General features: G+C 73.0%; 21 protein-coding genes. 10 read left to right on the top strand and 11 right to left on the bottom strand.

Annotated features, from left to right (window positions below):
• Window positions 1–159: 159 nt before the first annotated feature.
• From ACFYW3_RS33900 to ACFYW3_RS33885, 4 genes are all read right to left on the bottom strand, one after another.
• A complete protein-coding gene (locus ACFYW3_RS33900) occupies window positions 160–657 on the bottom strand; it encodes a hypothetical protein (protein WP_389388340.1) in 498 nt (165 codons plus the stop codon).
• Window position 658: 1 nt separating this feature from the next.
• A complete protein-coding gene (locus ACFYW3_RS33895; RefSeq protein WP_351755797.1) occupies window positions 659–1,195 on the bottom strand; it encodes a hypothetical protein in 537 nt (178 codons plus the stop codon).
• Window positions 1,196–1,295: 100 nt separating this feature from the next.
• The gene (locus ACFYW3_RS33890; protein ID WP_389388339.1) at window positions 1,296–6,089 is read right to left on the bottom strand and encodes a HEAT repeat domain-containing protein; all 4,794 of its coding nucleotides are present in this window, start codon (window positions 6,087–6,089) and stop codon (window positions 1,296–1,298) included.
• Between the two features lie 152 nt (window positions 6,090–6,241).
• A complete protein-coding gene (locus tag ACFYW3_RS33885) occupies window positions 6,242–7,237 on the bottom strand; it encodes a magnesium and cobalt transport protein CorA (RefSeq protein ID WP_351755802.1) in 996 nt (331 codons plus the stop codon).
• Window positions 7,238–7,813: 576 nt separating this feature from the next.
• Between ACFYW3_RS33885 and ACFYW3_RS33880 the strand changes: the two genes are divergently transcribed.
• A complete protein-coding gene (locus tag ACFYW3_RS33880) occupies window positions 7,814–8,395 on the top strand; it encodes a TMEM165/GDT1 family protein (protein ID WP_351755804.1) in 582 nt (193 codons plus the stop codon).
• Window positions 8,396–8,626: 231 nt separating this feature from the next.
• On the top strand, window positions 8,627–9,088 hold the full coding sequence (locus tag ACFYW3_RS33875; protein ID WP_351755807.1) for a hypothetical protein: 462 nt from the start codon (window positions 8,627–8,629) through the stop codon (window positions 9,086–9,088).
• A 58-nt stretch (window positions 9,089–9,146) separates the two neighbouring features.
• Here the strand turns inward: ACFYW3_RS33875 and ACFYW3_RS33870 are convergent, their stop codons facing one another.
• Window positions 9,147–9,731: a hypothetical protein gene (locus tag ACFYW3_RS33870; protein ID WP_389388338.1), complete on the bottom strand. Its 585-nt coding sequence runs from the start codon at window positions 9,729–9,731 to the stop codon at window positions 9,147–9,149.
• A 239-nt stretch (window positions 9,732–9,970) separates the two neighbouring features.
• Between ACFYW3_RS33870 and ACFYW3_RS33865 the strand changes: the two genes are divergently transcribed.
• The 4 genes from ACFYW3_RS33865 (at window position 9,971) to ACFYW3_RS33850 (ending at window position 14,160) form a co-directional block, all read left to right on the top strand.
• Complete coding sequence (locus ACFYW3_RS33865; protein ID WP_389388337.1) at window positions 9,971–10,774, top strand: class I SAM-dependent methyltransferase; 804 nt, start codon at window positions 9,971–9,973, stop codon at window positions 10,772–10,774.
• Window positions 10,775–11,100: 326 nt separating this feature from the next.
• Window positions 11,101–11,778, top strand: coding sequence for a response regulator transcription factor (locus ACFYW3_RS33860; RefSeq protein WP_389388336.1), 678 nt, complete (start codon window positions 11,101–11,103; stop codon window positions 11,776–11,778).
• Window positions 11,775–13,253, top strand: coding sequence for a sensor histidine kinase (locus ACFYW3_RS33855; RefSeq protein ID WP_389388335.1), 1,479 nt, complete (start codon window positions 11,775–11,777; stop codon window positions 13,251–13,253). The genes ACFYW3_RS33860 and ACFYW3_RS33855 overlap by 4 nt, the downstream gene beginning before the upstream one ends.
• A gap of 61 nt (window positions 13,254–13,314) precedes the next feature.
• Window positions 13,315–14,160, top strand: a complete 846-nt coding sequence (locus tag ACFYW3_RS33850) for an endo alpha-1,4 polygalactosaminidase (RefSeq protein WP_389388334.1) — start codon at window positions 13,315–13,317, stop codon at window positions 14,158–14,160.
• Between the two features lie 412 nt (window positions 14,161–14,572).
• Here ACFYW3_RS33850 and ACFYW3_RS33845 read toward each other — a convergent pair whose 3' ends face one another.
• From ACFYW3_RS33845 to ACFYW3_RS33835, 3 genes are read right to left on the bottom strand one after another with little or no spacing between them, the layout of a single operon-like run.
• The gene (locus tag ACFYW3_RS33845) at window positions 14,573–15,178 is read right to left on the bottom strand and encodes a hypothetical protein (protein WP_351755823.1); all 606 of its coding nucleotides are present in this window, start codon (window positions 15,176–15,178) and stop codon (window positions 14,573–14,575) included.
• Complete coding sequence (locus ACFYW3_RS33840; RefSeq protein ID WP_389388333.1) at window positions 15,175–15,453, bottom strand: hypothetical protein; 279 nt, start codon at window positions 15,451–15,453, stop codon at window positions 15,175–15,177. The genes ACFYW3_RS33845 and ACFYW3_RS33840 overlap by 4 nt, the downstream gene beginning before the upstream one ends.
• A gap of 48 nt (window positions 15,454–15,501) precedes the next feature.
• Window positions 15,502–15,963, bottom strand: coding sequence for a MarR family winged helix-turn-helix transcriptional regulator (locus tag ACFYW3_RS33835; protein WP_389388332.1), 462 nt, complete (start codon window positions 15,961–15,963; stop codon window positions 15,502–15,504).
• Between the two features lie 103 nt (window positions 15,964–16,066).
• Between ACFYW3_RS33835 and ACFYW3_RS33830 the strand changes: the two genes are divergently transcribed.
• Window positions 16,067–16,459 (top strand): nuclear transport factor 2 family protein, encoded by a 393-nt coding sequence (locus tag ACFYW3_RS33830; protein ID WP_389388331.1) that lies wholly within the window; start codon window positions 16,067–16,069, stop codon window positions 16,457–16,459.
• 91 nt (window positions 16,460–16,550) lie between these two features.
• On the opposite strand, the gene ACFYW3_RS33825 is transcribed toward ACFYW3_RS33830, so the two are convergent.
• Window positions 16,551–16,727 carry a hypothetical protein gene (locus ACFYW3_RS33825; protein ID WP_389388330.1) on the bottom strand — a complete coding sequence of 59 codons (177 nt, stop codon included), beginning with the start codon at window positions 16,725–16,727 and terminating at the stop codon, window positions 16,551–16,553.
• 36 nt (window positions 16,728–16,763) lie between these two features.
• Here ACFYW3_RS33825 and ACFYW3_RS33820 point away from each other — a divergent pair, with 36 nt between their 5' ends.
• Window positions 16,764–17,093, top strand: coding sequence for an SCO4225 family membrane protein (locus ACFYW3_RS33820; RefSeq protein WP_351755833.1), 330 nt, complete (start codon window positions 16,764–16,766; stop codon window positions 17,091–17,093).
• A 58-nt stretch (window positions 17,094–17,151) separates the two neighbouring features.
• Here ACFYW3_RS33820 and ACFYW3_RS33815 read toward each other — a convergent pair whose 3' ends face one another.
• Window positions 17,152–18,729: a helix-turn-helix domain-containing protein gene (locus ACFYW3_RS33815; RefSeq protein WP_389388329.1), complete on the bottom strand. Its 1,578-nt coding sequence runs from the start codon at window positions 18,727–18,729 to the stop codon at window positions 17,152–17,154.
• Window positions 18,730–19,049: 320 nt separating this feature from the next.
• On the opposite strand from ACFYW3_RS33815, the gene ACFYW3_RS33810 reads away from it, so the two are divergent.
• Window positions 19,050–19,757 carry a DUF4232 domain-containing protein gene (locus ACFYW3_RS33810; RefSeq protein WP_351763179.1) on the top strand — a complete coding sequence of 236 codons (708 nt, stop codon included), beginning with the start codon at window positions 19,050–19,052 and terminating at the stop codon, window positions 19,755–19,757.
• A gap of 112 nt (window positions 19,758–19,869) precedes the next feature.
• Here ACFYW3_RS33810 and ACFYW3_RS33805 read toward each other — a convergent pair whose 3' ends face one another.
• A complete protein-coding gene (locus ACFYW3_RS33805) occupies window positions 19,870–20,124 on the bottom strand; it encodes a DUF4404 family protein (RefSeq protein ID WP_351763177.1) in 255 nt (84 codons plus the stop codon).
• A gap of 222 nt (window positions 20,125–20,346) precedes the next feature.
• Here ACFYW3_RS33805 and ACFYW3_RS33800 point away from each other — a divergent pair, with 222 nt between their 5' ends.
• The gene (locus tag ACFYW3_RS33800; protein WP_389388328.1) at window positions 20,347–21,375 is read left to right on the top strand and encodes a hypothetical protein; all 1,029 of its coding nucleotides are present in this window, start codon (window positions 20,347–20,349) and stop codon (window positions 21,373–21,375) included.
• Window positions 21,376–21,482 lie beyond the last annotated feature (107 nt).

Here is a 21,482-nt window from a genome sequence, read left to right as displayed (position 1 = left end):
GCGGCCCCGCCCCCCCCATCCCCCCCCCCCCCCGCCCCCCCCCCCCCCGGGGGGGGGCCCCCCCGGGGGGCGGGCCGGGGGGGGGGGGGGGGCGGGCCCCCCCGGGGGGGGGGGCCCCCCCCCGGCCCCGTCGCAGGCCGGTTCTGCCGGCAGGCGCGGTCAGGTCTTGAGCAGGCGGTTGAAGAAGGAACGGTAGCGCTGCAGCGCGAGCCGTAGATCCTCCGTGGCGACCTGCTCGCCGCGGCCCCACTGGCCCTCGAGCTCCTGCTTGTGGGCGGAGAAGGTCCGGGCCAGTTCCTGCATCACCTCGGCCACCAGCGTGTCCGCGGACGTCACGGCCTCCTTCGGGTCGTCGACGAAGCGGCCCTGGATCTCGGCCCACCGTTCCCGGAAGCCCTCCGTCTCCGCACCGGCCAACAAGGGCTCGTCCCGCTCGTCCCGTCGCCCGCGTGCCTCGTCGTGCTCGGGGCCGGCGCCGAGGTCGTCGGGTGCCTCCTCGCCCCGTGCGTCGTCCCGCACGTCGGCGGTCTCGCCCTCCAGGGCCGTCGCCTCGCCGGGGTACACGGCCTGGCCACCGGTCGCACCCGGATTGGCGAGGTTCTCCGTGGTCAGCCGGTCCTCGTCGCCCCGGCCGGCCGTGTCACCGTGTTCCCGCATGTCATCGGCCTCCTTCACTGCTCAGCAGTTCCTCGAACAGGGCGCGGTAGTGGACCATGGCGCCGCGGAGTTCCTCCGTGGTCGCCTCGGCTCCGCCGCCGCGCAGGTTGATCTCGTGGGCCGCGCGGTAGTGCTCCAGGGTGCGGCCGTGCTCCACCGACAGGTCCCGGACCTGCCCTTGATAGCCGTCGGCCGGATAGCCGCGTTCGCGCATCAGGCGCGTCACGAGTTCGTCCGCCTGGGCGACCGATGCCTCGGGGCGGTCCACGAAGCGTTCCTGTACGTCGCGCCACTCATCGGTGTACTGGGCGCGCCGCTCGGCGGGCAGTTCCTTGATGTCGAGCGTGTCGTGGCGTTGCTCGCGGGCCCGCAGCTCGCGGTCGGCCGCCATCCTGCCGCCTTCGGCCTCGACCGTCCGGTCGTACTCGGGGCCGAACTGCTGCCGCAGATGACGGCGGCGGGAGAAGGCCCACAACGCTGCGATCAGGGCGATCAGTACCAGCGCGGCGATGATGACGATGAGCGTGGTAGTCGACATGGCGGCCTCCAGACCGGGGCCTTGTCCTTCCGGCTGTAAGCGACTGCCCACGAGCACTCCGCGCAAACCATTGGCCAAGGATGGGGGTGGCCGTCCGGCTCTACTCGACGGTCGTTCCGGTGTCGGCCGCAATGCGGCCCAGCACCTCCGCGTAGCGCGTCCGCCTGTCGGGGCGGGCGTGGGCCGCGGCCCGCCTGAGTGCGGGGACCGCGGGAGCGCCCAGACGCGCGAGGCCGTCGGCCGCGGTCCGGCGGACCACGGGACGCGCGTGTTCGAGCAAGCCGACCAGGACGGGGATCGCCGGTTCCCAGGCCGCCCGGGACAGGCTCCGGATCGCCATGCGGACCACGTCCGGCTGGGGGTCGTGCAGCAGGACCAGCGTGTGACGAAGGTGGCTCGGCCGGTCCAGTACCGCCCGGGAGGTCCGGTGCGCGTGCAGGCGGACCCCGGGCCTGGCGTGGTGCAGCAACTCGCCGATCAGCTCCCGCACCGAGGGGTCCGGATCCGGTCCCCGGTGCTCCTCGGCGAGGCGGGTCAGGGCCCGGCGGATCTGGTCGGCAGTCCCGGTACGGGCCACGTCCGACAGCTCCTGCCGGGCCGGACGGAGTACGGCCCGCGCGGTCGCGGCCCCGGCGCGGTCGCGGAGCGAGGCCAGTGCGGCCGCGTCCCGGTTCACGGCCTCGGGGCCGCGCAGCGGGCCGTCGACCAGCAGGATCCGGTCCGCGAGCTGGTCGTGTCCCTCGGCGCGCAGCCGCCGGCACGTACGCGTCAGGGCGGGAGTGCGCAGCAGGGCCCGGCCCGCGATCAGGTCCACGAGCCCCAGGGCGCCGGCGTCGAGACGTGCGCCGAGACCGTGGGCGAGTGCGTCGACGGGAGCCCTGCGCAACTCGACCGCGGCGGCGCGGTGGACGGCGGGCGCACCGTGTTCCCACCAGTGCGACAGCAACGGAAGCAGCGGTACGAGGTCGGGCGGAGCGAGCAGCGAGGCCACGCGGATCACGTTCTCGGGTGGAACCTCCTCGGCCCGCAGTTCCCCCGGGTCGAGCGCGACCATGGCCCGGGCCAGGTCGGGGCCGATGGCGACCGTCGTCCGTCCGCGCAGGGCCGCCCGGAGCACGGCGAGCCCGATCCCGGGCTCGGGCCAGCTCAGGAGGGCCCGGGCGGCGGCGTTCCGGCGGTCCGGGTCAGGGGAGTCCAGCATCGTCAGCAGGCGGTCGCGCAGTGCCGCCGAGCGCGGCTGGTCGAGGTCGTCGGCGTGCACACGGCGCGGTACGCCCGCACGGCCCGGCGTCGGTCGTGGTTCGGCGGCGGTCTCGCCGATCGTCCAGGGCGGCGCGTCCAGGGGCTGGAGGTCCTCCATCCAGTCGAGCAGCGTGTCACGGACCTCGGGAGCGGCAGTGGAGTGGACGTCGATCAGCGCGGACAACAGCTCCCGGGAGCCGGGCGCTTCCTCGTCCTGGCCGCGGCCGAGGTCACGCGTGCGGCGGAGGCCGCGGACGTCGCGGAGGCGGAAGTCGGCGAGCGCGGCCGGTGTGCGCGCGGAGGCTTCCACGTCGGCCCGCCAGTCTCCTCCGGGCGGGGCCGGTACTCCTCCGGGCGGGGGCGGTACGTCGAACGCCTCGCGCAGCACCTCGGTTCGGGCCCGCCAGGGGTCGGCGCCGAGCCCGGCCACCGCGAGCGCACGGTCGAGGTCCGCGCGGACCAACACCGCCCCACATCGGCGCAGCAGCGTCAGCGTTGGCCGGTCGGGCGAGTGCGCGGAGGCGGGAGGCAGAGCGCGTACGGTGTCGACGACGGCCGCCGCCGACGCCGGCGTGAGCAACGGTGCGAGCGCTTCGAGCACCGTGACGAGGCCCGGGCGGTCCTCGCCCGCCCCGCCGGCCAGGGCGTCGAGCAGCACCCGGGCGGACCGCGCGTAGGTGGCGAGCTCCCCGTCCGTCCAAGGCGCGGGGCACAACAGCAGGGTGAACCGCAGCACCGCCCCACGGGCCGCCCGGGGCGCGGAGCCGGCCAAGCGGAGCCAGTCCGCCAGCAGGGGCCGCAGCTCGCGCAGCCGGTCGGTGTGCGGAGGTTCGGGACGTACGGCGACGCGGAGCGCGACGGCGGGATTCCAATGGCCCGCCGCCAGGGACGTCACCTCGAAGTCCGTTGCGTCGTCCGGCGCCGATGCCGTCCCCGCCGGAAGGGCGATGCCGTGCCGGTTCAGCGCCGGCGCCAACTCCTCCCGCGTACCGGACGCCAGACGGACCCGGCCGCCGGCCACCAGCGCGAGCAGCACCGGCGCGACCGGTGACGCCTGGTCGGCCAGGGCGAGGACCGCCCGCGCCGGCAGGGCACCGTCAAGAGCCTCCGACAGCAGCGCACGGGCGCGGTCCGTCTCGCAGTGCTCCGCCGCGGCGAGGACGGTGGCCGCGTACGCGTCGCCGAGGATCGCGCGAAGCGCCTCGACGAGCGTCACGCGGAGCCCCGGGTTGTCCTGCCGACCCAGCAGGCGGAGCAGTTCCGGCACCGCCGGGGGTGCGCCCGCGCGCACCAGGACCTGGGCGGCCGTCTTCTTGACGTTCATGTTCGGATGGGCGAGACACGCGGCGATCGCCGAACAGGCCCAGCGGGCCCGCGCGTGACCGAGGGCGAGCAGTGCCCCCCGGACGGTCTGCACGTCCCCGGCGCGGGTCAGCGCGATCAACGTGGCCGACAGGGCCTGGGCGTCGTCCCCCGTGACATCGCGGGCGAGCAACGCGATCGTGTGCTTGCGCACGTGCCGGTCGCGGTGACGCAGCAGATGGTGCACCCGGGCACGAACGCGGGAACCGGGAGCCCGCGACAACAGTTCGAGGAGGATGGCCTGTTCACCGTCCCGCAGCCCGGGCCGGTCCAAAAGCTCCCCCACCAGATCCGCGAGCAGCGCCCTGCCCGCTTCCGGCGCGTCCGCCGCGTCGAGCAGGCACGAGGGCCGGATCCGGCGCCGCTCGTACAGGCGGGAACCCAGGGCGATCAGCGCGTGCTCGGCTTCCCGGGGAACGGTCGGTTCGGCGTTCGGCGGCTCGCCCTCGAACCGTGTGACGCCACCCCCCGGCTCCCGGAACGCCGCCGACTCGACCACGACGCGCAGCAGCAGGTCCGCGAGGGCGGGCAGGGTGCCCGCCCCGCCGTGGGCGGCGAGCCGGCACAGCGCCGTCAACGGTTCGTCCGGGTTCAGACGGGATCCGAGGAGGGCGAGCTCCTCCTCGTCGGGGCCGCCCAGATCGGCCGCGATGCGCGCCGGCAGATCGGTGGGGTCGAGGCGGACGAGGAGTCCACGCCGTTGGCCCCGGTCGTCGGTCAGATGCCACAGCAGTTCCAGTGCCCGATCGCGCACCGCCCGCAGGTGGGGCGCGATGACACCGGTCCCCTCACCGTCCTGCGCGGCGCCCTGTGCGGCGTCCTCGGCGGCGGGCAGCCCGAGGCCCTCGCGCAGCGCCCGTACCGTGCGGTGCCCGCCGATGGCCTCCAACGTGTCCAGGGCCGCCGCGGGGGCCGTGGGCAGGAGCGCGATGACCACGTCCTCGGCCGGCGCGTACCGCAGTTCTCGGATCGCGGCGAGGAAGGGTTCGGGTGCGCCGGCCGTCGCGAACACCCGCGTGATCTCCTCCCCGACGGGAAGCTCCCGCGCCCCCTGCTCGGCCAACGCGACCAGCAGGGCGAGCCGCCTCGGCCGGCTCGGAGCGTCGTCGGCGTCGATCAGTACCCGGAGTGCCGCACGCCGGCAGGTGAAGAGGATCGTGGCGACCTGGTGGGGCGCGATCGAATGGTCGGCCAGCGCCAGTGCGACGATGGCCGGCACGTCCTCATCGGCCGGGAAGTGCCCGCGCCGGTGGAGCCCGCGCAAGCAGGTCACCGCAGGTGCGCCGAGCAGCAGCGGATCGCGGGTGGCGATGGCGGTCAGTTCCCGGATGTCACCGCGCCCGGCCAGCTCACCGAGGAGTTCGAGCGCGCGGCGGCGAAGCGCGGCCGGCCGGCCGGGATCGGCGGCGACGCGCCGCACCAGGTCCCGGTGGCCGTGGCGAGCGGCAGCCGTGAGCGCGGCATCGGCGATCTCGACCGGGGTGGTTCCCGGATCGGTGGTGAGGAAGACGGACAGTCGGCCTTCCGGCAGCGGCTCCAGGGCCGCCCACGGCTCGGCGAGCTCGCGCAGCGCGGCGACCACGACAGCGCCGCGCAAGCCGTCCGCCGAACCTGCACCCGCCGAGCCGGAGCCCTGCGCTCCGATGTCCTGCGCACCGACGCCCCGCACCCCGGTGTCCAGCACGGCGAGTACGTGTTCCCGCACGCGTGCGGGAGCCAGCAGCCCCGCATGCAGGCCCTCGCGGGCGAGCCGCAAGGCCTCGGCGCGCAACACCTGATCCCCGCTGCCCGCGAGCTCGGACACCAGCCGCTCCGGCCGGTGCGCGGCGGTCACACTCGTCTCCCGGAGCGCCTGGTAGAGGAGTTCACCCCGCGCTTCGTGTCGAAGCACGGTCGGGTCGTCGAGAAGTTCGGCGCGCAGCCACGCGATCCGTACCCGTACCGGCAGGTCGGCCGTACGCCACGAAGGCCGGGGCCGATCCCGGAGATACGGTCCCAGGTGTGCGTGGAGGTTCGCCTGGAGCAGTGCCGCCTCGGGCGGCTCCACCACGAAGTCGGGCAGCAGCGACGCCAGTTCGGCCGTCTCCCGCACGTCCGCCGCCGATCGGGTCGCGGTGACCCGTCCGCTCAGCAGCAGCAGGCCCAGATGGCGCAGGCGCGGGTCCGCGTGCCGAACGAGACGTGCCAGGACGGCCGGCGGGCAGGACCGGGCGTCGAGGTGCTCGGACAGCCAACCCACATCGGACCGGTGCAGCGCGTCGTCGATCAGGTGGTCCGTCGAGATCGTCATCGTCGGATGGTAGGTCGGCCGCCGGCCGGCCCACCAGCGGGTTTGGCCGCTCGACCGGGTCGCCCGCGGGCGAGGGCATCGCGTGGGACGGCGCTGTACGCGTAGCAACCCGCGCCGGGCGACCGCGCCCGACGCGGGATCGGTGAGGTGGCCTACAGCCAGCCGTTGCGACGGAAAGCCCGGTACAGCGCCCCCGACGCCAGTGCCATCAGCCCCACGGCGAGGGGATAGCCGTAGGTCCAACCGAGTTCCGGCATGTGCTCGAAGTTCATTCCGTAGACGCCCGCGACCATGGTGGGGATGGCGAAGATCGCCGCCCACGCCGAGATGCGCCGCATGTCGTCGTTCTGCCAGGTGCCCACCCGGGCCTGTTGGGCGTCGAGCACCGAGTTCAGCAGCTCGTCGAGGGTGCGCACCTCGGTGTCGGTGCGGTGCAGGTGGTCGGCCACGTCACGGAAGTAGGGTTCGGCCTTCGGCGCGTGCCGCTCCTCGCCCGGCCCGCTCAGGAGACCGTTCAGGACCGGCACCAGTGGCTGCACGGCGTCACGGAACTCGCGCACCTCCCGCTTGAGCGAGTAGATGCCCTCGGTGTGATCGATCCGAGCGGAGGAGAACACCTGGTCCTCCAACCGGTTGAGCGCGCTGCGAACCTTGACGGCGGCGTCACTGTACGCGTCGACGACGACGTCCAACACCGCGTGCAGGACCGACAGCGGACCGAAGCGGAGCATGGTCGCGTCGGCGTCGAGGCGGCGGGCCGCCTCGGCCGTCGGATCGACCGCGCCGTGGCGGACGGTGAGGACGTAGCGGGGGCCCACGAACATCATCATCTCGCCGGTCTCCACCGCGGTCTCGTCCTCGACGTACCACAGCGTCTTGATCGCCACCGCCAGCACGTCGTCGAACCGCTCGCGCTTCGGACGCTGGTGCGCCTGCACCGCGTCCTCGACGGCGAGCGGGTGCAGGCCCAGCTCCTCGGCCAACTGCACCAGCTCGGACTCGTCGGGATCGACGAGCCGGATCCACCCGAACTCGCCGTCGTCCAAACCGTGCAGCCGCTTCAGGGCGGTGCGGCACGCCTCGTCGTCAAGACCGCACTCGACCGTCTCCGACCTGCCCGACCGCTCCTCGTACACCACGCATTCCATCCCCCGCGCATGCTTCGGACAGCCGATTTCATGCGCCGCCGAACAGTCGACTCCGCCGCTCCGCCCGCTCGAACCATGTCGAGGGACGAGTATCGCCGCCCCCTCGGCGTCCCGGCCGGAAGGCCGGTGCTGTGACCGGAAAGGTTCACCGTGTCACGGCGCCCGGCACGGCACCTCGCCGGCTCAGCCCCATCCGCCGGGCGATCATCCGGTACGTGTCACCCCGCGCGAGGCGGGCGAGGACCTTGCGCTCCCGGGAGTCGGGCCGGGAACGTCCCGTGCGGGGGCGGCGAGCGCGGGCCGGCGCGGGGCGCGCCCCTGGAGTCGCCTGTTAGGCTCTGTGTCAGCGAAGGGGAGTAGTCCTGAAAACCGCTGGTCGACATACTGGACGTCTACGGACGCCCCGGCCATCGGACCGCCGCACATCGTGCGGGGTGGACGAGACCTTCGGCCAAGGCATGACGCGACCCGCGCTCTCTGTGCGGGTCGCCCCGTCGTGCCGGGCCGAGTGGTTCTTCCCGTCGCCTTCTGGGTGTCGTACGAGCTGACGGCCCGGCCCCAGCAGAAAGCAAGGGAATGACCTTCGACCCCCTGGCGATCATCACCGCCTTCGGGCTGATCTTCCTCGCGGAACTCCCCGACAAGACCATGTTCGCCTCGCTGGCCATGGGTACTCGGATGCGGCCGCTCTACGTGTGGTTCGGCACCTCCACCGCCTTCATCGTGCACGTGGCCATCGCGGTCGGCGCCGGAAGCCTGCTCGGGCTGCTGCCGGACATCGCCGTCAAGCTCGTCTCCGCCGCCCTGTTCGCGTTCGGCGCCTTCGTCCTGCTGCGCAGCGGCGACGATGACGACGAGGACGGAGCCGCCAAGACCGTCACGGGGTTCTGGCCCGTCTACACCACCGCGTTCATGGCCGTCTTCATCAGCGAATGGGGCGACCTCACCCAGATCACCACGGCGAATCTGGCCGCCACCAACGGCTGGCTGTCCACCGCCATCGGCTCCGCCCTCGCGCTGATGTCGGTCTCCGCCCTCGCCCTGCTGGTGGGTCGGTTCATCGCCCAACGTGTTCCCCTCAAGACCGTCCAGCGCATCGGCGCGGCGTGCATGGGCGCACTCGCCGTCTGGACCCTCGTCGAGGCCTTCACCGGCTGAGGTCTTCGCGACGGCACGGCGGGCGCCGCGAGGCTCGGGGCGCGGGGTGCGCCCCGGATCCGTCCCCGGTCGCGGTCGTCGTCGCCCGCGAGGGCGGCTTCGGCGACCGGGGAGCGGCCCTGAGGTCTTCCGGGGCGCGGGAGTCGAGAGCCAATCAGGTCGGCAGGCTCCGTCGGGGAACCGTCGGGCTCCGCTCGCCCTCTGACAGGGCGTACCCCGAAGGAGGCTGTGATGACGACCGGTACGACAGGCGCCCGCTCCGGGCGACCGAGTCAGATCGAGGCCGCGTGGAGACTCACTCTGGCGGCGGTCGCCGCGGAAGTGCTCGTCTGGTTCCTCGGTGCGTTCGTGGCGCCGCCCACCAGCCTGGACGAGCTGACCGAGTACGCCGGCCGGGAAGCGGCGATCGTCCGGATCGCCGCGGGGGCGGGCGCACTCGCCGTTCTCCTCGTCGCCTGGCTGGTCGTGGCGGGACGGATGCGCGCCGGCCGGGGTTGGGCCCGGGCGGTACTGACGGTCGTCGGAGTGGGGTTCCTGATGTTCCGCGTCGGCGGGCTCGGCACGGTGGAGGGACCCGTGTGGTGGTCCGCCCTCAACGCCCTGCCCGACCTGCTGGCCGCGGCGGCGGTGGTGCCGATGTACCTTCCCGAGGCCCGCACCCACTTCCTCGCCCGGCCGAGCCCGACCGTCTGATCCGCGCCCGGCCGGCGCGACAGACGCAGATGCGCCCGGACCTCCGGGGCGCGGCCGGTCAGGGTTTGCCGGGCGCCGTGGGGGGACCGACGTTCGGTGAGGTGCGAACGAGGCGGTAGGCGTAGGGCTTCGAGCGGCGTGGGGCCGGTTTGCGGGCGATGCTCTGCGCGGCGGTGACGAGGGCGGCCACCCGGGGGCGGGCGCGCAGTTTCTGCAGACGATGGCGGGGGATCCCGATCTGCTCCGCGGCGGCGAGGATGCCCGTCCCGCCCTGTATGGCCCTCAGCAGGAGACGAAGGGCGAACGGGCTGGTCGGGGCGGCCGAGCCGGTCAGCTCGTGAGCGTGGGCGAGGGCCTGTGCGCTTGCCATGGCGGCGTTGAAGTGCGGGTCGGTGTTCTGCCAGACGGTGAGCATGCGCTCGGAGATCCCGGCGGCGAGGGCGCAGGCGGCGGGCGGTAGGCCCATGGCCGCGGCGCGAACCGCCTCCGCGCGACGCTGGGCGTTCTCCGCGCGGAGGTCGCCGGTGGTGTCGAGTGCTTCGCCCAGTGATCTGTGCGCCTCGTGGCCCGCGTTGAGGTCGTCGACAGCGCGCTTGGCCCACGCCAGATGGTGGCTCGTGACATCTCCGTGCTGGGTGTTCACTCGTATGACTTTCGATTCGAGGCTGCGCGGCGGCCGGACGAGGACCGTATGCGCTGATGGTGCCCGGAATGGTTGCATCCGGCAACAGTCAGTGTGCCTGGTCGGGGGCGTTCGCGGGGCGGCGAGCCATGGGCGATCCGGGGTCTGTCGAGATCACCCCGCGGCCGGGGAGCCATCGCGAGTGCGCTCTGTGATATTCGAATGACAGTGGGTTGCGCACGGCCATACCGTCATGGGGCATGACACTCATCGATCCACTCATCGCGTCGTACTACACGGAGTACGACGAGGCCTCCCGACTCCACTCGACGGCCGTGGGGCGTCTGGAGTTCGAACGGACCCGCGAGCTGCTGCGCCGGTCCCTGCCCCCGCCCCCCGCGCGTGTGCTGGACGTGGGCGGAGGCCCGGGAACCCACGCGCGGTGGCTCGTCGAGGACGGGTACGAGGTGCTGTTGGTGGACCCCGTACCCAAACACGTGGAACAGGCGCGGGAGTACGCGCCCGGTTGTTCGGCGGAGCCGGGTGACGCGCGGGAGTTGGCCTTCCCCGCGGACGGCTTCGACGCGGTGCTGCTCCTGGGACCCCTGTACCACCTGTCCGAACGAGGGGAGCGGCTCGCGGCGCTGCGGGAAGCGCGCAGGGTCGCGGTACCGGGCGGCCTCGTGGCGGTGGCGGGGATCTCGCGCCACTCCCTGCTCCAGGACTACACCGTCAGTGCGGGACTGACCCCCGAACTCCTGGCCGGCGAGGTCTCCCAGGTGGTGCGCACCGGGTCCTACGACGGAAGCCGGGGCTTCACGGTCGCGCACTTCCACACCGCCGAGGAACTCGCCGGGGAGGCGCGGCAGGCGGGGCTCGCCGACGTGCGCGCGCACGGGGTCGAGGGCCCGGGGTGGGCATACGTGGTGGCGGCGGGCCGTTGCGCCGGCCAGGAGACGGCGGGAGCGCTGGTGGCCGACGCCGTGGCGACGGCCCGCCTGGCGGACGAGCACGGTGTGCTCACCGACGCCTCGGCCCACATCCTCGTACTCGGCACGGCGTGACCCGCCGCTCCCGGCCGGGGTGGCGCGTCGTGCGTCGGCCACCCGGGGGGTGGGCGTAGGCCCCGCCGTCCGTCGTGACCTGCTCCACGCGCCCCGCCGAGAAGTTCGTGCGCGAGGGGCGGGAGCGGGTTCCGCCACGGGCCGCGACGGTCACCGGGGGAGAGGGAAGCGGAACACCATCCTCCACTCCCTCTGGGGGAGGAGAAACGTTTCTGTTCCGGACTGCTTAGTATGTGTTTCCGGCCGCGCCCCCCACCGCGTGGCGGCGCGGCGCGACCCCTCCCGGCTGCCCCGCGGCCGACGCGAATGCCAAGGGCGAACAGCACATGCGCGTACTTCTGGTCGAGGACGAACCGGATCTCAGGGAGCTCGTGGTGGCGGGCCTCAAGTCCGCCGGGTACGCCGTGGACGCCGCCGGCGACTGGCCGGACGCCGATGTCCTGCTCGACCTCGCCGACTACGACTGCGTCGTCCTCGACCGGATGCTGCCCTCCGGGGACTCCCTGCACCGCCTGGAGCGGCGCCGCCGCACGGGGTGGTCCGCGCCCGTGCTGTGTCTCACCGCGCTCCACGCCCTTCCCGACCGGGTGGACGGCTTCCGCTCCGGCGCCGACGACTACCTCGCGAAGCCCTTCGCCATGGAGGAACTCGTGGTGCGGGTCGGCAGCCTCGCCCGCCGGGCGGTCCATCGGCTCCCCGTCCACCTGGCCCACGCGGACATCGAGATGGACGCGGCCCGCCGCGAGGTCCGCCGCGACGGCATCCTGCTCACGCTCACCCACAAGGAATACGCCGTCCTGCGCCACCTGCTGGTCCACCGCGAAACCGTGGTCACCCGCACCGCACTCGTCGAGCACTGCTGGGACGAGATGGCCGACCCGGTCTCCAATGTCGTCGACGCGGTCATGGCGGGGCTGCGCCGCAAACTCGGGCCGCCCTCGCCGATCCGGACCGTACGCGGCCACGGGTTCATCCTCGGATCCGCGGACCCGGACCTGCCGTGACGGCCGCCGATCCGAACCGGCCCGCACGAAGCCGGCGCGCTCCCGAACGAGGTCGCGAGGGCCGTCGCGAGGGAGCCGGCAAGGCGGCGGGCGCGCGTCGCGGCACGGTCACCACCGAGGCCAAGGCCACGGCCCGGGGCGCCGGCGAGCGCGCCCGCCGCTCGCCCGCCCGGCTGAGGCTGCGCCGCCTCCAGTTCCGGCTGACCCTCGCCTACACCCTCGTCACCCTGGCCGGTGTGAGCGTGCTGTCCTGGATGGTGATCCGTACCGACGAGCGTTCCTGGCGCGCCGCGGAGTACGACGAGATGGGTCGACGGGCCGCGGTCAGCACCTCGCTGATCTACTACACGGACGCCGGAATCCAGTTGGACGGCCTCTACGACGACGAGGCCACGGAGGGCGGCCCTCAGGTGACCGTGTTGCGCCGAGCGCCGGGCGGCACGCTGAAACGTATCTTCACCTCTCGGGGCGAGGCCGAGCCCGTCGCCGAGGCCCGGCTCACCGCACTCGCCCGATCGGCCATGGAGCGGGACGACACGGTGCGGGCGGAGGTGTCCGACGCGCACGGAGATCCCGCGTACCTGCTCGGCCGTCCCTTCCACCACGACGAGTCGGGAGCCGTGGAGGGCGCGGTCGTGGTCGTCGGCGACCCGGCCCACCGCGTCGCCGAGCACGGCCGGCTGATCGTCTCCGTGCTGACCGGAGCGGGGCTGCTCACCGGCCTGGCCGCCGTCACCGGACACCTGCTCTCCGGCAGGAGCCTGCGCCCGGCCTGGCAGGCACTGGAGGCGCAGGAGCGGATGCTCGCGGACACGGCGCACGAACTCCGCACCCCGGTCGCCGTCATGCGCAGCTCCGTGGACGTGGCCGGGATGGACCCGCGCGGTCTGGACCCGCACCTGCCACGCATCCGGCGCGCCACCGAACGGCTCACCGACGTGGTCGACAACGTCCTCACCCGGGGACGCCTCCAAGGCGCGACCGACACCCTGCGCCCGGTCCCGCTGCGCCTGGACCAACTGGTCGAGCAGGTCTGCGAGGAGCTGACGGCCGGCCCGCACACCCTGACCGCCTCGCTGGAACCCTCGGTGGTCACCGCCGACCCGGCCCTCGTACGGATCGCCGTACGCAACCTGCTCGACAACGCCCTGCGGCACGGCCGCACCCCGGGTGACCCCGCGGGGCGCGCGCAGGTACACGTCACCGTCCGCGGCCCCGTCGTGGCCGTCTCCGATCGGGGTCCCGGAGTCGCGGCGGCGGACCTGCCGGCCCTGGCGTCACGGTTCCGTTCCCCCGGCGGCGGCTCGGGGATCGGGCTGTCCCTGGTGGCGGAGGTGGCCACCGCCCACGGCGGCGCCCTCACCGCGGACACCCGTCCGGGCGGCGGAGCGGTGTTCCGCCTCCTTCTCGGACCGCGCGAGGCACGGCGCGCCCGAGGACGGAGCACGGTGCCCGGGAACAGCCCCGCCTCATGAAATCCTCATGACCCCCCGCACAGGATACGAACACCAGACCGCACCTCGTACTGGAGAACGTGTGCCGAAACACTCCGCAACCCCCTTCCTGCGCCGCAAGCGCACCCTCGCCGCCGGCGCGGTCGGCGTCACGGCCGCCCTCGGCGCGGGCCTGATGCTCTTCCAGGCGTCCGCGGGCCAGACGGCCGCCCCCCGGCTCCCCACGGCGAACATGGCCTTCGACTACCAGATCGGACAGGCCTACACGCCGCCCAAGGGCGTGAAGGCGGTCTCCCGCGACCGCTCCGCGAAGCCCGCCGCCGGCCTGTACAACGTCTGCTACGTCAACGCCTTCCAGACCCAGCCCGACGCCTTCGACTGGTGGCAGAAGAACCACCCGGACCTGGTGCTGCGCGACGGCAACAAGAAGCCCGTCATGGACGAGAACTGGGGCGAGGCGCTCCTGGACACCTCGACGGCCGACAAGCGCACCCGCCTCGCGAAGATCGTCGGAGACTGGATCGGCGGCTGCGCCCGCAGCGGCTACCAGGCCGTCGAACCGGACAACCTCGACTCCTTCAGCCGCTCCAAGGGACGCCTGACGAAGGCCCACAACGTGGCCTTCGCCAAGCTCCTGGCCGACCGCGCGCACGCCGACGGTCTCGCCGTCGGCCAGAAGAACACCGCCGAGATGCTTCCCGACCGCGCGAAGGTCGGCTTCGACTTCGCCGTGGCCGAGGAGTGCGGCCAGTACGACGAATGCGGTGACTTCGCGAAGGCGTACGCGAACCGCGTGTTCGTCATCGAGTACGAGTCCTCCGGCTACAACCGGGCCTGCTCCGCCTGGGGCGCGAAGCTCTCCATCGTCCAGCGCGACCTGGACGTCTCCGCCCCCGGATCGGGCGACTACCGCTACCGGTCCTGCTGACCGACGGGCCCCGCCACCCCTCCACGTGCGGGGCCCGTCACCCGCGTCCGGCCCCGCGCCGGTGCCCGCCGCCCGACCCGCCCAGGCGATGTCGGGGGGCCGCACCGGCGCGGGGCCGTCCCGCGTGGGGCACGGCCCGGCGCGACGCTCCCGTGGGGGGCGCGACACGCGCCAGGGCCGTTTCGCTCCGTGGGGCGGCGGTTCGGCCACGACACCTACCGAGCCGGGCCAGGGGGGCGACTTCCTCGCACTGGAGGAGCCGGAGGCTTTTGTGAACGATGTCCGCGCCTTCTTCGGCACACTCGATGCCTGATGCCTGACGCATGACGTGGGGGTTGGCGCTGCGGGCGTGCTCCGTCCGCAGCCGAGCGGATCGACCCGTGATCGGCCGTCAGCGTTGGCCGTTGGCCGTTCAGCGTTTGTCGTTGGTCCCGGCGGGAGGCAGCGGGCGCTTGTAGTAGCGCCAGGGGAACCAGCCCTCGCCGACCGCGATCCATCCCTCGGCTTCCAGCCGTCGGTGGCGTCCGCCGGACACCACCGGCACCCGGCAGTGCTCCCAGGCGTGGTCGGAGGCCTCGACCTCGTGGAAGAAGGCGCCGTAGCCGACCAGGTGCCACCCCTCGCGCCCGGCGTCGGCGAGTGCGGCCATCTCGTTGAACGCGGTCAGGGGGGTGAGGATCCGCCGCTCCGGAGCGTCGGGGTCGCCGGACGCGCCGGAAGGGGTGGCGTTCTTGTCCTTGTTCGCGAACCGCTGTTGCGCGGCTTGGCGGCTCACCCCCAGGACCCGGCCCACGGTGTCCCAGCTGTGGCCTGCCGCCCTGGCGCCCTGGACGGCCTCGCGCAGCAGCCGGCCGGCCTCCTCGGCGCCGACGCGCGAGGCGTCGACCAGTCGCAGGTAGCCCGCGGCATCGTGTTCGAGGGAATCGGCCAGGTCGTCGGAGACGCCCAGCACGGCCGCCGCGATGCCCTCACGGATCCTGGCGGCCTCCTGCGGGCCGAGCAACTGCTCGCCGCTCAAGGCCGGTTCCCGGGACGGTGGTCGAGCGCGTCCAGCACGTCCTCGTCGCGGCGTGCGCGCTCGGCCGCGGCTCGGGCCGCCGCCGAGCGGGCGAAGAATCCGGCCGTGACGGCGACCAGGGCCAGGTCCAGCACGATCAGGACCACGGTCGCCGGGGTGCTGAGGCGATCGGCGAACATCGCGGTGAGCGCGGGTACGACCGTGACGAGCGGCAAGAGGACGGTCAGCGCCGAAGTGGCGCGGTCGGGTGCGGTGTTCGTCTTCACGTTCGGCATGCGTCAAGGAAACCTTGACACGAATTTCTTGTCAAGGATTCATTGACGTCATCGTTGGTCGGCGGGGTCCTTGAAGGGGCCTTCGTCGACGAACCGGCACAGGTTGACGGCGAACGAGCGAGCTTCCTCCGGTGGCCAGGAGCTCAAGGACGCCTCGATGCGCGAGGCCAGGCGCTGCCGCATGATCTCCACCGTGCGTGCGCCCCGGGTGGTGAGCGTCAGCAGGACGGCCCGCCGGTCGGTCGGGTCCTGTTCGCGTCCCACGAGCCCCGCGGCCTCCAGTCGCGAGGCTCGTCGGCTCACGCCGGAACGGTCCAGGCCCACATCCGCGGCCAGGTCCGCGGCGCTCCGGGGGCCCGTTCTGGCCAGCCCGCTGAGTACCGGATAGGTGACCTCGTCGACGGCCTCTCCCAGGCCCTCGGTGAGGGTCCGGTGCAGGTCGGCCCGGAGGGTGCGCTTGAGCAGGTCGCCCAGGGCGTCGGCGACCTCGTGTCCCGTCTCGTTGTTCACGGTCCAAGAATAGCGTGCGCCGCGCACGCAGTCCGTGTATGCTCAAAAGCGTGCGCAGCGCACGCATTATCTGGTCGTAGTCACCCCGTATCGAAGGACAACCATGAGCCACACCAACATCGTCGCCGCCCTCAACGACCTCCTGTTCACCCCGGAGCTCGACTTGGGGGAAGCCGTCGACCGGCACTTCGCCCCCGACTACCGTCAGCGCACGAACGGCACGTGGGACGAGCGCGACGGGTTCATCGCCCACATCGCCCACCTGCGCACGGTGGTCGCGGCGGGCAGTGTCGAGGTCCATGAGGAACTGACCGACGGAAAGCTGTACGCCGATCGTCACACCGTCGACGTCGTCAAGAAGGACGGCTCCGGCGTCCGCACCGAGGTCTACCTCTTCGGCGAGTTCGCCGCCGACGGCCGATTCCGCCGCATAGAGGAGACCACGCTCATGCTGTCCGGCAGCGAGGCGGACCGGAACCTCGGAAGCGCACGCTGAGTACGCGGGGCCAACCGTCCGCGCGGTCCGCGTCCGCGTCCGGTTCCGCGCCGCCCGCCGACGCACGCGCGTCGGCGGGCCGCGGGTGCGGTCAGCCGTCAGCCGTCGCGAGCAGCTCACCCATGTCGATCGGGCCGTCCCCGTTGGTGTCCCCGACCTCCAGCAGCGCCGCCCACCACCCCATCAGCAGGGTTTCCACCCGCGCGCGGATCTCGGCCCGACCTGGGTACGCGTACTCACGACAGACCCCCGGTCCCTCCCGAAACATGAGGGGAAAGAGAAACCACCTCCCAGGGGGCACACCGTGAACGCCCGAACCTTCATGCGCCTGACCGTCGCCAATCGCGCGTCGGCGATCTACCTCGGTCTGATCGCCTGCCTGGCCGCGATGGCCACGATCGTGACCCTGTTCGCCGACGACCCCGGATTCGTCTGGGTGTGGCCGGTCTTCCTCGCCCTGCCCACGTTCTTCCTCGTGGGCACGCTCGGCGAAGCCGTGTGGGGCGGGACGCCGATGCCCGACTGGTTCTTCTTCGGAGGCATCCTCCTCTCCGTCCTGATCCAGTCCTTCGCCCTGGGAGCGCTCCTGGAGGGCCTGCGCCGCCGTACCCGCACCGGCCCGCGCCGTAGCTGAAGCCCGCCCCGGCACCTCCGCGCCCGTACACGCGAGGACTCCGACTCGGCGCGGGGGATCACAGGACAACCCACTCGCCGCGGTCCGGCCACCAGCCGTACCTCGGTCGGCCCTCCAGCGCGCTCGTGCGGAAGGGCCGACCTCCGTCGTCCACGCGCACCGTTCCGCGCCGGTCACCGCTGCTCCAACCGACCTCCAGGTACCAGCTCGCCAGATGTCCCTCGGTGTGGACGTCGAGGTTGAACACCTGCGGGTCATGCGACGAGACCTTGAACGGGAAGCCCTTGGCGGGGACGGTGGATCCGCCGTCCTGACCGTCCTTCGCCCTGGTCACGGGCCGGGCGTCGTCCAGGTCGATGTCGAAGGTCTGCGGGGTGATGCCGCTGCCGCAGCCGTCGCCCATGGAGAAGGCCCGCCACGCGAGTGGCGCGCCGCGCTCGACCACGCGCACGTCGATCCCGGTGATGACCACCGCCTCCTCCGCGCGGCCCTTCGCGGTCAGTTGGAGCTGCATCGCTCCGGCATTGACGGCCCCGAGCGCCCTGGCCCAACCCCGGGTGTCCTGCGGGGCACTGGGCGGCGGAACCTGCCCCTCCGGCTGATTGAGCAGGTAGTTCTCCCCGCAGGGCGAGTCCCAGTTGTACGAGCTGACCCCGACGCTCGGTGGCTGTACGGCCGCGCCGGCGCCGGAAGGCGATGTCTCCCCAGCCGTGTCCGACCCTTGCCGGCCGGGCGCGGGCGCGGGCGAGCTCGCGCCGGTGCCGGGGGAGGCGCTGCCGCTCGCTGCGGCGGAGCCGCTCGCCGTGGGAGTGGTCGAGGCGGAGGCGCTCGTACCTGGCCGGGGGGCGGACGGCGCGGTCCGGCTCGACGGCGGTGTCACGGGAGCCGAGGGCGCCGAGGGGGTCGGCTCGTCCGCGGCATAGCGGGTCACGGCGTACGCGGCCGGCACGGCGAGCACGGCGACGGTTCCGGCCGCCAGGGCGATCCGTACGCCACGGCGCCGCGCCGGGAAGCCCGTGGAGGCGGACCGCGAGGCGTCGCGGCCGCGACGGAGCCGGCGCGTGGTGGGCGCGACGGCTCCGGCCTCCGGTGCCGCGCCGGCCTCCGGATCCGGGCCGTCATCGGATTCCGTTTGCGGGATCGGCGTCGGCGTCGGCGTTGGCTGTGGCGGCTCGGCGCCCTTCGGGGCGTTCTGGGCTGCGGACGCCGAGGACGGCGAGGACGGCGAGGACGCCGAGGACGGCGAGGACGCCGGGGAGTGCGGACCGCCCGCGCCGGCCGCTTCGCCCGGCGCCGCGTCCGCGGTGGCCGCCGCCTTCGCGAGGGTCGCCGAACCGGTCCCCCCGGCCGCCGCTTCCGTCACGGCGGTCGTCGTCGCCGGCCGCGGACGCCGCCGCGCGTCGTCGGCGATGATCCAGCGGCGGTGTGCCTCCACCAACTCGTCCCGGGTGGCCCCGCACTGCTTTGCGAACCGTTCGACCGTCCCGAACTCGGTGGGAACGGCGTCTCCGTTGCAGTACCGGTGCACCGTCGACGTGCTCACGTGCAGCCGCCCGGCGAGCGCTCCATAGCTCAGCCCCGAACGCTTCTTGAGCCCGCTCAACAGTCCGGCCAGGCCATCCGATCCCGTGGTCACTCGGGTCCCCCGCTCCATCCGTCTTTCCAGCCAGGCGTTCCAGGGACAGGTCATCGGACCAGCTCACAGGCTGTTCCACGTCCCAGCGTCCCCCATTGTCCCGTGTATCTGGCACATGATCGGCACAGCCCCGCAACCTTGGGACAGCGCCACCGAAACCGGAGCCGCCATGCCAAGACGTTTCGGCGCGACCGATGTGGTCGCCGTCGCCGTACTGATCGCCTGCATCTCGGTCCTGACCGCCCTCCTGGGCCGTCACTGAATCCGCGTCACATCCCACATCAGCGCGTCACATCCCACACCAGAAGGACGACCGCATCATGCGCACCACCCGTACCCGTCGCACCGCCCTGACCGCCTGCACCGCCGCGCTGCTCGCAGCCACGACCCTGACCGCGTGTCAAGGCAACGACGCGCTGACCAAGGATCCGTCGCCCGCCGGCGCGGCCTCCGCCGTGCAGCCCTCCGGCGGCACCAACGACAGCGGCGACGCGCAGCCCGTCGGCCACACCCCCCACGGGGGCACCGCCGCCCCGACCGCCAAGGGCGGCGCCGGGGACGGCAACAGCAAGGCGAGCGGGGGCAAGGGCGGCGCCGAGGCCGGTTTCGTGGCCTGCGCGGCCGGTTCCACGAGGGTCGTGGCCACCAAGGTGGAACGCCCCGTCAACCACATGCTGCTCACCGTCACCAACACCGGCAAGCGTGCCTGCGACGTCTACTTCGCGCCCCTGCTGCGCTTCGACGACGAACAGGCCGCGACGCAGATCGTGGAGGACAGCAAGCCGCAGGCCGTCGCGACGCTCGCCCCGGGCGAGTCCGCGTACGCCGGGGTGAACCTCAGCAGCGCGACCGGTGAGGCGGCCCACGGCTACAAGCCCAAGAAGCTTGGGCTCCACTTCGCTGCCCGCAGCGGTTCCGGTTCGGTCGGCGCCCCGGCCAAGGTGACCCTCCCGGCGAACACCTACAAGGACGACAGCGCGGCCGTCACGTACTGGCTCACCTCGATGCAGGACGCGCTGACGTACTGAACGCCCGTCCCCTCACGCCTCGTCGTCCCGGCCGGCCTCGCCCGCCCGCCTCGCCCCGCTCCGGCAGCGCGAACACCGCCCCGGGGCCCGGGGCGGTGCGGGGTGCGGTGACTCAGATGCCGATGTTGGCCAGGTTGACGCCGATGTTGCGCAGGGTCGCGGCCAGAGAGGGGTGCTTCACCTCGAACCGTTCCGCTGCCAGGTGCAAGGAGTCGGACACGCCCGGATCCTCGTCCGCCTCGTCCGCCTCCAGCCGGTCGAGCAACGCCTCCAGGTGCTCGCGCTCGTGTGTCGGGAGACCGGCTCCCGTCGTCCGGAGCTCCGCACGCAGTGCCTCCAGGTGTTCCCTCGTCGCGTGGTTCGGCACCGTGTCTCCTCCGTCGCTCGCCGCCTGGTCCGGGGTCCGTCCCCCGACAGCGGATACCGACCGTCTGCCCGCCCCCGCGCCCCGCACGCTTCCACGAGCCGGCAAGGCGCGTGGCCGGCGCTCCGGAACTACCATGGACGAATACCGCTGAAACAGCCCGGTTGGCCCGGATATCGTCTCTCGGCCGCGTGCGCCCACGCACGCACACCCAGGGTGATGACGATGAAGCGAACCGCTCCATGGCGCGTCGGCGACAGGATCCCGGCACTCGCCGCCGCTGCCGCCGTCGCCGCGTGCCTGTTGCCCGGAGGTGTGGCCGCCGCCGGCGAGGCCGACAAGGCGGGCTCTTCCGCGGCCGATCCGGTGGCCGCCGCGGCCGAGACCTGCGCCACCTCCCTGCCGGACAGTTTCTGGCGGGCCCGCGTGGACAAGCTCCCCGTGCACCCGAACTCCGCCCGGTACGTCTCCTCGATCGGCTCCTCCGTAGCGCTGCACCCGGACTTCGGGTCGGGCCTCAGCGACGGCGAACCCTTCGGCATCCCCGTCACGGTCTCGGACGAGAAGCTGCCGGAAACGAAGGTCACCCTGGACTACGCCGACGAGAGCGACAAGGTCGGGTACCGCATCCCGCGGAACGCCAGGATCGAGAACGGTCCGGCAAGCGAGGGGGACCGCCATGTCGTCGTGTGGGACCGCGACTCGTGCAAGTCCTACGAGCTCTGGAACGCCGAACGGGAGGGCGGGAACGCCTGGCACGCCGGAGGTGGCGCCGTCTTCGACCTGACGACCAACACGCTCCGGCCCGACGGGTGGACGTCCGCCGACGCCGCCGGCCTCGCCATCCTCCCCGGGCTGGCACGCTACGAGGAGGCGGAGTCCGGGCACATCGACCACGCGATCCGTGTCACCGTGCCGCGCTCGGACCAGAGTTACGTCTGGCCCGCGAGGCACCAGGCGGGCTCGGCCGCGGACCCGTCGCTGCCTCCCATGGGGTTGCGACTGCGGCTGAAGGACTCGGTGGACACCTCGACGATGGGCCCGCAGGCCAAGGCCGTCGCCGAGGCGCTCAAGAAGTACGGCGCCATCGTCGCGGACAACGGCTCGGCCTGGTTCATCACCGGTGAGGAGAACCCCGGTTGGGACAACGCCCAGCTCGACGCGCTCAAGGCCGTCAAGGGATCGGACTTCGAGGCGGTCGACGCATCGGGACTCCGGCAGTCGCCGGACTCGGGAGCCGTGGAGACCAAGTGATCCACCGGCCGAGGCGAGCCGGACCCGGCCTTCATCCGGTAGCCGTGGCGTCCGAGGGCGACGGTGAAGGACCGTCGCATCAGGTCGTCGTCCTCCACCGGCGACAC

The organism is Streptomyces sp. NPDC002602 (assembly GCF_042889445.1).
Classification (GTDB): domain Bacteria; phylum Actinomycetota; class Actinomycetes; order Streptomycetales; family Streptomycetaceae; genus Streptomyces.
Note: the sequence above shows the minus strand (reverse complement) of the source record. Positions and strands in the feature narration are given on the sequence as shown.